This window comes from Shewanella sp. 11B5, assembly GCF_002836795.1.
Lineage (GTDB): Bacteria > Pseudomonadota > Gammaproteobacteria > Enterobacterales > Shewanellaceae > Shewanella > Shewanella frigidimarina.
Window position 1 is genome coordinate 1 of record NZ_PJAP01000219.1, and the last position, 11117, is coordinate 11117.

13 protein-coding genes are annotated in these 11117 nt (G+C 41.5%); 5 read left to right on the top strand and 8 right to left on the bottom strand.

Translation table 11 applies throughout. The features are described 5' to 3' along the window. Together CXF78_RS01880 and CXF78_RS01885 are read left to right on the top strand one after the other, a co-directional pair. Window positions 1-892: response regulator (locus CXF78_RS01880; RefSeq protein ID WP_102035801.1), on the top strand; the 892-nt coding region annotated here is incomplete at its 5' end. Between the two features lie 15 nt (window positions 893-907). Further along, window positions 908-1864 (top strand): GGDEF domain-containing protein, encoded by a 957-nt coding sequence (locus CXF78_RS01885; protein ID WP_102035802.1) that lies wholly within the window; start codon window positions 908-910, stop codon window positions 1862-1864. A gap of 83 nt (window positions 1865-1947) precedes the next feature. Here CXF78_RS01885 and rraB read toward each other — a convergent pair whose 3' ends face one another. The 6 genes from rraB to CXF78_RS01915 form a co-directional block, all read right to left on the bottom strand. After that, window positions 1948-2373 (bottom strand): ribonuclease E inhibitor RraB, encoded by a 426-nt coding sequence (rraB, locus tag CXF78_RS01890; RefSeq protein ID WP_102035803.1) that lies wholly within the window; start codon window positions 2371-2373, stop codon window positions 1948-1950. Between the two features lie 95 nt (window positions 2374-2468). Continuing rightward, entirely contained in the window at window positions 2469-3203 is a 735-nt protein-coding gene (locus tag CXF78_RS01895) for a 1-acylglycerol-3-phosphate O-acyltransferase (protein WP_102035804.1), read from the bottom strand. Between the two features lie 147 nt (window positions 3204-3350). Next, on the bottom strand, window positions 3351-4136 hold the full coding sequence (locus CXF78_RS01900; protein ID WP_102035805.1) for a metal ABC transporter permease: 786 nt from the start codon (window positions 4134-4136) through the stop codon (window positions 3351-3353). A gap of 4 nt (window positions 4137-4140) precedes the next feature. Then, the gene (locus tag CXF78_RS01905; protein WP_180957027.1) at window positions 4141-5046 is read right to left on the bottom strand and encodes a metal ABC transporter solute-binding protein, Zn/Mn family; all 906 of its coding nucleotides are present in this window, start codon (window positions 5044-5046) and stop codon (window positions 4141-4143) included. Beyond that, window positions 5030-6226, bottom strand: a complete 1197-nt coding sequence (locus tag CXF78_RS01910) for a hypothetical protein (RefSeq protein ID WP_102035806.1) — start codon at window positions 6224-6226, stop codon at window positions 5030-5032. Before CXF78_RS01910 ends, CXF78_RS01905 begins: the two co-directional genes overlap by 17 nt. Window positions 6227-6313: 87 nt before the next feature. After that, entirely contained in the window at window positions 6314-6604 is a 291-nt protein-coding gene (locus CXF78_RS01915) for an ABC-type zinc uptake system zinc chaperone (protein WP_102035807.1), read from the bottom strand. Window positions 6605-6831: 227 nt separating this feature from the next. Here CXF78_RS01915 and CXF78_RS21755 point away from each other — a divergent pair, with 227 nt between their 5' ends. Beyond that, the gene (locus tag CXF78_RS21755) at window positions 6832-6957 is read left to right on the top strand and encodes a hypothetical protein (protein ID WP_257984805.1); all 126 of its coding nucleotides are present in this window, start codon (window positions 6832-6834) and stop codon (window positions 6955-6957) included. 5 nt (window positions 6958-6962) lie between these two features. On the opposite strand, the gene CXF78_RS01920 is transcribed toward CXF78_RS21755, so the two are convergent. Continuing rightward, entirely contained in the window at window positions 6963-7292 is a 330-nt protein-coding gene (locus tag CXF78_RS01920) for a hypothetical protein (RefSeq protein ID WP_102035808.1), read from the bottom strand. A gap of 124 nt (window positions 7293-7416) precedes the next feature. Between CXF78_RS01920 and CXF78_RS01925 the strand changes: the two genes are divergently transcribed. After that, window positions 7417-9060 carry a mechanosensitive ion channel family protein gene (locus CXF78_RS01925; protein WP_102035809.1) on the top strand — a complete coding sequence of 548 codons (1644 nt, stop codon included), beginning with the start codon at window positions 7417-7419 and terminating at the stop codon, window positions 9058-9060. Between the two features lie 81 nt (window positions 9061-9141). On the opposite strand, the gene CXF78_RS01930 is transcribed toward CXF78_RS01925, so the two are convergent. Continuing rightward, window positions 9142-9975 (bottom strand): MaoC family dehydratase, encoded by an 834-nt coding sequence (locus CXF78_RS01930; protein WP_180957028.1) that lies wholly within the window; start codon window positions 9973-9975, stop codon window positions 9142-9144. A 303-nt stretch (window positions 9976-10278) separates the two neighbouring features. Here CXF78_RS01930 and CXF78_RS01935 point away from each other — a divergent pair, with 303 nt between their 5' ends. Continuing rightward, window positions 10279-11049: a methyltransferase domain-containing protein gene (locus CXF78_RS01935; protein ID WP_102035811.1), complete on the top strand. Its 771-nt coding sequence runs from the start codon at window positions 10279-10281 to the stop codon at window positions 11047-11049. Window positions 11050-11117: the final 68 nt, after the last annotated feature.

Here is an 11117-nt window from a genome sequence, read left to right on the forward strand (position 1 = left end):
TGGCGCTGAAGGCCTTGATGTCATTCGCGCGGGTAAAGGTGAGATTGTGTTTCTCGATCTCAACATGCCTGTCATGGATGGTTACGAAGTACTCCAAGCGGTACAACAACAAGATTTGCCCGCATTGATTATTGTGGTGTCTGGTGATATTCAAATTAAGGCTCATGAACGAGTCAAAGCATTAGGCGCCCTCGACTTTATTCAAAAACCCGTTAGTGCAGAGGCTATCAGCCATATTTTGCAAGAGTACGGTATTTTGACCCTTACTCAGGGTAATAAAGCTGAAGAAACACCAATGATGAAAGTTGATATGCGTGATGCATGTCAAGAAATAGCCAACGTCGCGATGGGTAGAGCCGCAGACTTACTCGCTAAGCTTCTGGATGTATTTGTACTATTGCCTATCCCTAACGTTAATGTGCTTGAAGTCAGCGAATTAACGATGGCCTTAAAAGCAACCGAACGAAATTCAACAGTCTCAGGGCTTTGCCAAGGATTTATTGGTGCAGGTATCGCGGGTGAGGCGTTATTACTGTTCCATGATTCTAGCTTTGAAGATATGGCGAAGTTGATGGGATTAGAAAACCCAAATGACGTTAGTACTGAAATAGAAGTGATGATGGACACAGGTAATGTGCTCATTGGAGCATTTTTAAATGGTATTTCTGAACAACTTGACATGAAATTCAGTCAGACCCATCCAGTAGTACTTGGCAGGCACTGCAGTGTCAACGAACTCATTCACGACAACTCTGACAAATGGCAGCGCACTCTCGCGATGGAAATTAACTATCGAATAGAAGATTACAATATTGAATGTGATCTTCTGCTGCTATTTACTGAAGACTCAATTCCTACGCTGAACTACAAACTTGGCTATTTACTCGACTAATGTTGGATACTTTTTATGTCAAATGATCAAAGTGCGATGAACGAACTCCACTGGCTAATCGATATGGTACAAACCATTGAGGTTGGTTTAGTAGTGCTCGATCGCGACTATAATATCCAACTTTGGAACGGTTTTATGGAAAACCACAGTGGTGTCTCACCCAATTCCATTAAAGGTAGTAATCTATTTGAAAAGTTTCCCGACTTACCAGCCACGTGGTTAAAACATAAAATGGAGTCGGTTTTTTTACTTAAAAACCGCACCTTTATTAGTTGGGAACAGCGCCCATACGTATTCCAGTTTAAAAACTATCGCCCAGTGACTGGCCGAGCCGATTTTATGTATCAAAACATTACCTTACTGCCATTAGCGTCATTAACCGGGCAAATAACTCACATCAGCATTATTGTCTATGATGTGACTGATATTGCGGTTAATAAACTGCAACTTAAAGCCGCTAATGAGCAACTTGAACAACTTAGTCAAACCGATGGTTTAACCCTTTTGCATAACCGTCGTCATTGGCAAAATTGCATGGAAAAAGAGTTCGATCGTTATTCACGCTATGGCGATGCAGCATCATTGGTGATGATTGATATTGATAATTTCAAGCGTATTAACGATGAATATGGTCACCCTGCCGGTGATAAAGTGATCCAACATATTGCCTATTTGTTAAAGCAAGCGTTGCGTGACACTGACTGTGCAGGCCGTTATGGCGGAGAAGAATTTGGGGTGGTGTTATCTAAAACCTCTGCAGAAGAAGCTCTCAACTTTACCGAACGGTTAAGAAAACGCATTGAAGCATCGGAAGTCGCATTCGAAAACCGCCTTATAAGAGTCACCGTAAGCTTGGGGATTAACGATTTAGATTCCGAAATAGATAATAGCTCAACCTGGTTATCGGGTGCAGATAAAGCCCTATATGTCGCTAAGCAAGAAGGCCGTAACAAAAGCGTTATCCATAAATAAGCGCCTATAAAATCTTTTTGTTATCCATAAAAAAACGCCCATCATCGATGAGCGTTTTTTTATGGAATTAGATTATCGACTTATTAGTGGAATGCACCATCAGACTCATCTTCATCTTCATAGTCTTCTTCGTCTTCTTCATCGCCTTCAACTTCATCACCGACAAAAAAAGTACCCCAACCGTCATAGTCTACTTTTTGCTTGCCCGCGACGAGAATCAACTGTTCACATGCTTTATCCAGTAAAGGCACTTCTAGCTTATGCTTAGCAATGGCGTCAAAACAGAAAATAATCGAGCCATCTTCAAGTTCCATTTCTTCTGCATCATTCACTTCAAAACCAAGCTTAAATGCATCAACAGCAGCTTTTTCTAAACGATCAAAATTAGTCGCCGAAAAATGATGTTCAATCGTATATTCCGCATCAGGCTCTGAACCATCAGCAAGTAAGGCATCAACAATTTCAAGATTCTCAGCAAATTGCTCTTTTAACTGACGCTCAACAGACATGGATTACTCCGTAAATAGGACTCGTAAAAATTTAATCAATTATACCCAAACTGACACAAGTTGCGAGCTTGCTAGAGATGTTTGGTGATCAGTGGTTATGTTCGAGCTTTCAAGGTTAACGCTTCAGCTTCTTTATTTAACTCGACCAAACGCGCTGACATCAATTGATGTACCTTAGTGTTTAAGGCTTTAACATCATTTTTATCTAAGCCAGCCGTTGGGATAGGTTCCATCATCTCCACAATCACCACACCGTTGTTCCAACGATTAAGGTTAATGTGGCTCTGACACGAAGCTAATACTGGTACTATCGGCGCTTGAGCGGCTATTGCTGTATGAAATGCTCCCACTTTAAACGGTAACAATCCACGACCGCGAGAACGAGTTCCTTCAGGAAATATCCATACCGACAGTCCTTTATTCTTCATTCTTTCTACGGTTTTAGCCATAGTATCAAAAGCACTGTGACGATTTTTACGATCAATAAGAATATTGCCCGATAACCAATAAATTTGACCAAATAGCGGCATCCACGCCAGGCTCTTTTTACCTAAGCTAACCGTCGCTTTTGGTACCACTGACGTGTGAGTAAACAAATCAAAATTATTTTGATGATTCGCAAGATAAATGCAAGGTTCCGATGTAGCACTTACAGGATGAACACGTTTAATGACCTTAATGCCTAATATTGGTGCAACAGAACCAAAGATACTGGCAATTACATGTACATTATTACGATGCATTGGCCGCACAAGGCAAAAAACAATCGAAAATACAAAGAGTAAAAATAAAAGTACGGCGAGAATGATTGAACGAGCGATAAGCAGCACAGCATACTCCTGCAATAAAATTGGCGTCAGTATAACGATGCTAGTCTAGGGACTCAACGTTTTGTTTACATATGTACGCTGAAATACTCTGCCCCTGTGATCTGGGGCAGAATAACTTAGCTTATATGACAGCTAGATGGCAGATAATTATTTAGCAGGTTGATGTGCTGATGTTGGTGAACGTAGCTTAAGTAGCATTCTAAATAACAATGCACTTAATGCTAACGTTGCAACAATAGCGGCACCACTGGGCAAGTCGTAGCTAGCAGACAACAGTAGCCCAGCAATATAGCCCACTATGCCGACACAATAAGCCCACACTAACTTGGTTTTACCTTGATACTTATTTAATGCCAATGCCGGTAAAATAAGCGTGCTAAACACTAAGTACACGCCAACTAACTCCACCGACAAAGTAATCACTAATGCAAATAAAAAGTAAAAACCAGCACCATCTAATATCCGTGGTTTAGCGATGATCACCCCAAGAATACCTGCAGAGACCACTGCAGGTAATGCTAATTGAGACCAACTCACCCACAATATTTGACCAGACATTAACTGCTTTAATAATTCAGCGCCATGAGGATCATTGGCTAACAATAACATTGCCGCCACCGCACTGAGCACATAAAAACAACCAATAAATGCCTCGAGTTCACCGACTAACCGTTTTGCCATCCAAGCGATCACACCCGCACCAGCTAATGCAAATAACGCAGGCATCCATACATGAGCAAACGGTAACTCTTCTACTCGATGATCTATGTGCGATACGATTGCCCCCAATGCAGCGACCTGAGCGATAGCCAAATCAATGAAGATAATGCCACGCTTTAGCACTTGTTGACCTAACAACACATGAGTTGATAACACTAATAGCCCTGCCACTAACGCAGGCAACAAGATAGACAGCAGCTCGACATCAAACATAGTGTTATTTCACTCCATTTAATAATGTCAGCAGACTATCATATAGACTGATCAAGTCTTTACTTTCATCGTTACCGCCTACCGACATCGGTAACACCAATACCGGCAGATTTGCGCGTTCACCTAACCATTTAGCCCCTCGTTCATCTTGGTATGAAGCCACTATTACCGCCATTACATCGCCTTTTTCAGCACGAGTAAGTAATGAGGCTAGATGGCTGCTGGTGGGTGCTAAGCCTGGTTTAGGCTCAAGATCTGCCACTTGCTCTATTCCAGTCCAATTAAATAAATAACGGAAGCTCGAATGATAAGCGATGACCTTTTTGCCGGCTAAGTTTTTAGCTTGCTCTTGCCACTGCGGTATTTTAGCCTGCCAACGTTGGCTAAAGTCGCTCAACGACTGGGCATAACGACTGGCATTTTCTGGATCAACTTCAGTAAGCTTAGCGCTCAAGGTCTGCGCAACGGTCAACATCCGCAAGGGATCTAAATGCAAATGAGGATTTCCCTTTGCATGCACATCGCCCATTGAACGATCTACTTGGGTTAACTTATCTAAGGTATCAATTTGATCTGCGGCAAAAAACAAGCCTTTATCCGTTGATCGAACCTTAGGATTAGCAGACTTCATTTGTAACATTGGCAACCAACCAATTTCTAAATCGGCCCCAGCACACACTACCAAATCAGCTTGGCGCATTTTAGCAATCAAGCTTGGTCTTGCTTGTACTTGATGTGGATCTTGCATCGCTGTGGTGGCCGAATACACCCTAGCATCGGGCGCTAAAGTTTGCGCTAATGCGGCATATTCAGGTTCACATGCAAACACGTTCAGTTCCGCTTTAGCTGTCGCGGTAAACAGCAGCGACATTGAAGTCACTGCTAAAAGCAATTTAGAATTGATGCGCACCGTGAGCTCCTAATGACATGACATATTGTAAAGTAAAGATATTATCATCTTCAAAACCATCGAAATTAGTTCCAGTCTGATGAGTGTATTGCAAACGCACGGTCGAAAAATGACTGCTATGCCAAGCAAGACTGACTTCTGACTCTTTTAATTTCTGTGGGTCGAGGTGATCTTCATGGATTTCATTAGTATCAAGTTGACCGTAACGAATCCCAGCAGACCAACTTGGTGAAAATTGATACACACTACTCACGTACCAACCTTGATGATAGTCATCGGTACTAACGTCCTCATGATCTGCCTCAAGAATATGTCCTGGCTCCATACCAAAAATATCAGTGACTCTAAAATATTCGCCACTGACGGTTAAGTTTTGATATTTGTAATTACCATTCGGTGCCCACTTATAAACAAAGTCAGCAATGTAGGTGTTTTCGCCTGTGTAAGATGCACTATGACTATGCTCAGCATGTCCTTCTTCATCAGCCGCTTCGTCTTCATGCTCGTCTTCGGCATAAGCTTGGCCATTCTGATTACGCAAATAGCTCAATCCTAGTTGCCAAGAACTCTCGATACCAATGTCACCACCGATTTTGGTTAATGCCGTATACACGCCAACATCATCAAAATCACGCTCTCCGTGCTCATCTGTAGCGCGTAAGCTTTCGCCTTTAAATGCTTCAACACCCATGGTCCAGTAGAGATCTGTTGGGGCCACATAATTTAAACGAATACCATCATCAAAATAATGACCACCTAAAAATGCACGATAGGCCGCTGGACGATCCGTAAATGCATCGGTATGTAAATGTTGATTATTTAAATAACCAAGATCCGATAAAAATCGACCCGCACGAACCGATAAACCGTAAGGCATCGCTAACGTTTGGATAAAGGCTTCTTCTAAATTAAGCTCTGTTTCACCGTCATGAGACTCAACAACTGCGGTCACTTTACCGTAAAACATTTCATCAATATTGGCACTTAATGCCAACTCTGTTTCGCCTAAACCAAAACCTTCAACACGCTCAGCTAATGGTCGGTCGCCCGTTTGATAATAACCATCGAGCACAGCACTAATACTAGGATTAGTTAAACTAGAATCTTCTGCCATTGCAGAATACGAACTCACAGCACAAGCCAGTGCCAATAACGAAACACGTGTGTTTAACGCAGACATAATATCTCCAAAATACAACAAGTAGCCGCCTACCTGGGTTTAGAATAAACCGGCAGATAACGGAAAATAAATCATTACAATGTTGGACTAACGAGATACAGGTGGGGCACGACTTTGGTAGTAGGCTTGGAATACGCTAAGTAAAAAAGGCAGCGTATATTGTTGGCGTTCGAACGTTTGCTTAGAAACGGCAAAAACTAAATTGGAAGAGTGAAGCGTTTTATTAAGCTGATGCTGATGAAAACACAAAGTACAATGATTTTGTACCCCGTCATCGAGATGTTTAACTGAGTGTGCAGACGCAGCAATAGACAACACAATCAAAATGGCACTTAGCCAGATTGCGATAGTTTGTCTTATTTTGATGCGGGAACTCACCAGAACAACTCCACCAGGTAAATAAAAGTGAGCATTAGTGTAAAAGACCTCAGCTGAAAAGCAACACTTAGATTGTGACAATTCATGACAACCCGTTCACAATCGCGTGCATTAACAATTAATCTTAACAACTAATGGGTAACTAAAACGTTATTTTTAAGATAGGCTTAAGCTATTACCCATACCATAATGGATGTGTAAAACATCATCATTACAGGACAAACACCATGGCACAATTTATTAAAGAAAATATTGGCATCATTTTAGTCATGATCATTGTTGGGGTTGTCGTGCTAGGCGGGATTTACTATGTTGAAGAATCACTAGAAAGCCAAGTTATTGAAGTTAAATAACAAACTTATTTCGCGTGTGTCTCTGCATTAGGATCATTTTCAGGCGCTTCAATCAGCTGCAAGTGGTCCATAATATGAGATAAACCCACCATAATAACAGCCAAAATAATCAATGGTGTAGTGATAACGGTTACACCCTCAACAAAATAGCCTACTGCGGCAGCAATAACCCCACCATAGAAACCTACTATTTTAACAACTGACAAATATTTATTATGCCCAAGCCATGCAGCACAATGGGGGCATTGAACTTCTACTGACAAACCTTTCCCGCGACTGTCATTCACCTTCGCAATTGAAAAAGATTTATAGCAATGAGCACATTGCAGCGACATGATAATTTCCTCAGTTCAATAATGGCGGCAAGTGTAACAAATTAACCTACCAATTACTGTATTTGGCTCCTATAGGATTTTTCCATTATCATAGGCGCAACTCAGAGCCCTAGGACAACTTTACATGCTACGGATTTTACTAACGTTATTATTATTCACATCTGCAGTGTTTACGACACAATCTCTTCGTGCAGAACAAGATGCTGTGGTACCGATTGTTGCCACTAGTCAGCTAACTGATACTCAAAATCAAATCAGCCGTTTACAACAAACTATCGAGCAAGATACCAAGTTACTATTTAAGGCAAAAGGTGAACTACGTACATTTACTGAATATCGAATTAAAAACAAATCGTCTGAATTACGCGACCAAATTGGTCAACTTATTGCCACACCGGACGCAGACCAACAATATTTAGTCACCTTAGTTCAAAGCCAATTGGCCTTTTTAGAGAATGTCAGTGCGTACTTAGACGCCCAAGTTATGGCCATGCGCCTTGGAATAAGCCAAGGTGATGACAGTAAAAACATCTTAGCCATTTCTCAAAGAGAATTTGAACGCGACCATTACCTCAAGGCACAATTAACCACTCTTCAGTGGGCAGAAACACTGAATATAGATGTGAGTGTCCAAAAGCAAAAATTGACTGAGTTTATGCTCACTAGAGCGGATCAGTTCGATAGTTTAGTGCATTACACACAAGATGAATTACAAAAAGCCGTTGCAGAAGCCGCTGATGCAGGTGCAGATATCACCACCGAACAAAAAGCTGATGTGGTGGCACTAAAAGAACGCTTGGAGCAAAGCAGCTCTAGCTTAGCGGTTTCAGCGGGCATACTCGAAACATTAGGCCAGAACGTGGCACCATTTAAACAAACATTGTTTAGTGTGTCTGGTGATATCACCCAAGATGTATTGAATTTTAGCGTCGCGTCTAATCTGCTACAAGGTTGGGGTAAAGTCATTAAAGATCAGACGATTAATAATGGACCCAGTTTAACCTTTAAGATTTTAGTGTTTCTATTCATATTATTTGCGGCAAGTTTAGTCGCCAAAATTGTTACACAAATTATCTCTAAAACAGTACGTGCATCGAAATTACAATTTAGCCAACTGTTGCAAGACTTCTTTATCTCGTTGTCGAGTAAAATAGTGTTTGCGCTAGGATTATTGATTGCCTTATCACAGCTCGGGTTTGAGCTTGGGCCGTTACTCGCTGGTTTTGGTATTGCGGGAGTCATTATTGGTTTTGCACTGCAAGATACCCTGTCTAACTTCGCTTCTGGCATGATGATCTTAATCTATCGTCCATTTGATGTCGGCGACTTAATCAATGCAGCTAATGTTACCGGTCGCGTCAGCCATATGAGCCTAGTATCAACAACAATCAAAACGCTAGATAACCAACGCCTTATTGTGCCAAACAATAAAATCTGGGGCGATACCATTAACAACATCACCGCAGAGCATCAGCGCCGGGTAGACATGACCTTTGGCATTAGCTACAGCGACAATGTTGAACATGCAGAAACCATATTAAAAAGTATTGTAGAACAACATCCTAAGGTGCAAGCGCATCCAGAACCGATAGTAAAACTCCACACATTGGGCGAATCGTCAGTCGACTTTATTGTAAGGCCTTGGGTTAAACCCGATGATTACTGGGAAGTATACTGGGACATTACTCGCGCAGTGAAAATACGCTTTGATGCGGAAGGCATTAGTATTCCGTTCCCGCAACGCGATGTACACATATATCAAAAATAAGCTTTGCAGTTAGCAATAAAAAGGCTCAAGTCATCGACTTGAGCCTTTTTATTAATAGATAATGTTAGCTAACCAAAGGGCTTATAAATAAGTGATGCTGCCCTGTAAATGAGGTCGGCGGCCTTTAACATCACGCATTTCAAAACGTTTACCATTTTCAATACTTTCAAACGCAAACGTCACTTCAGACGGCATAAATACTGGCAGTTTAAATTCAACATCAACTTGAAATGGTCGATCGCCAACAAACGTCATTAACTGAGACATCACCCGCGCTTTAGACCACATTCCATGCGCTAACACTCGCTCAAACCCAAAGCGTTTTGACAACAATGGATGTAAATGGATCAAGTTATAATCGCCAGATGCTTTAGCATACCGACGGCCGAGATCATCGGTTAAGCGCCATTGCTGAACGTTTTCCCATACCATTTCTGACGCTTTAGGCGGACGAGCACGACGACCAGCAGACTCGATACGATATAAGTAAGTTGATAGCGCTTGCCAAACTAACTCTTCACCGACAAACACCTTAGACACCAAATCAAACTCAAGCCCCGCATCGGTAGTACGGCTAGTGGTTAACTCACACTGTACTATTAAGGTTTCATCCGCTCGTACTGGGCGTAATACACTAATACTATTCTTTAAATGAAGCATGCCAAGTAACGGAAATGTCACCGCTTTATGGGTAAAAATCATCGCATGCAAACGAAATGCCCAGACATACAGATACGTTGGCGGTAACGTCATACCGTCATATTCAAAACTGCATACCGCAGCATATTGGCTAATTTTATCTTGGGACAACACCACATTCGACGCTTGTACATAAATATTCGGAAGCGGTTGTTGGTTCCATCCCGGTTTACGTCCAAACAGGATTTTGCGATACAAAGACAAAAGCGAAGGCATCGCTTTTAATTCGATAGCGTAGTCGTGACTCACAATGTTGTACCCTAAAGTAGGCAGCAAAAAAGCTGTGCTGCAAAACGATTAATAGATGATTATACCTTAGACTCTTGCAGTTGCTAAACCGCTAATTACTTAATGCGTTTAAAACAGCATGTCGAGACAACATATATTGATGCCATCAACACAAAAAATACTCGACACAATTGTTGTGACAACTCACTTACTACAACTAATTTACCTTTACCTTTTTCAACCCAAAATGCGACAATTACCCGACTTAAATGACTTAACGTAGCCGATACAGTGCAAGATAAAAACTTCGATAAACTTAGCCAAAAGTTTGCCCAAAATATTTACGGTACCACTAAAGGTGAAATCCGTGCTGCAGTATTATGGCGCGACTTAGCACCTGCCCTAGCCAGCCTTGGCAAACCACGATTACGTATTTTAGATGCCGGTGGCGGTTTTGGTTATTTGAGTCAAAAACTAGCGGCTTTAGGTCATGATGTTGTGCTGTGTGATATTTCAGAACAAATGCTTTCTCTAGCACGGCAACAGATCGAAGCCTCAAATACCGCATTATCGATACAGTTAATCCACAGCCCAATACAAGCATTAACCGTTGAAGAGTATGGTCAATTTGATGTCATTCTCTGTCATGCTGTTGCGGAATGGCTAATTGATGCCCGTAGCACCTTGCAAGGTTTATTGAGTTTGATAAAACCTCATGGTTTATTTTCTTTGATGTTTTTTAATAAAGAAGCCTTACGGTTTCATAGCTTAATATCAGGTAATTTTGACTATGTTAACCGTGACTTTAAGGTCAAAAAGAAGGTCGGATTAACGCCGACTCACCCGCTGTATATTGAAGATGTCCGCAGTTGGTTTAGACAATGGCAACTGTCGATGGTGAGTCAGTCGGGGGTAAGAGTTATCAATGATTACTTGAAAAATAATCTGCCACCTAACTTCGACAAACATCAACTGATTGAAATGGAGTTGGCCTACTCGCAACAAGAACCTTATTTGTCGCTTGGGCGCTACATTCACTTTGTAGGCCAATCGACTTCATAATAAACTCATTGTTTTAGCATTTTACTTTCAATAGCTTACCTATTGAATAGCTCGCACTACATCGACGT

Coding starts and splice junctions, on each gene's coding strand:
- CXF78_RS01885 (WP_102035802.1), top strand. CDS start 908: ATGTCAAATGATCAAAGTGCGATGAACGAACTCCACTGGCTAATCGAT.
- CXF78_RS01920 (WP_102035808.1), bottom strand. CDS start 7,292: ATGTCGCTGCAATGTGCTCATTGCTATAAATCTTTTTCAATTGCGAAG.
- CXF78_RS21755 (WP_257984805.1), top strand. CDS start 6,832: ATGGCACAATTTATTAAAGAAAATATTGGCATCATTTTAGTCATGATC.
- rraB (WP_102035803.1), bottom strand. CDS start 2,373: ATGTCTGTTGAGCGTCAGTTAAAAGAGCAATTTGCTGAGAATCTTGAA.
- CXF78_RS01910 (WP_102035806.1), bottom strand. CDS start 6,226: ATGTCTGCGTTAAACACACGTGTTTCGTTATTGGCACTGGCTTGTGCT.
- CXF78_RS01930 (WP_180957028.1), bottom strand. CDS start 9,975: ATGCCTTCGCTTTTGTCTTTGTATCGCAAAATCCTGTTTGGACGTAAA.
- CXF78_RS01925 (WP_102035809.1), top strand. CDS start 7,417: ATGCTACGGATTTTACTAACGTTATTATTATTCACATCTGCAGTGTTT.
- CXF78_RS01900 (WP_102035805.1), bottom strand. CDS start 4,136: ATGTTTGATGTCGAGCTGCTGTCTATCTTGTTGCCTGCGTTAGTGGCA.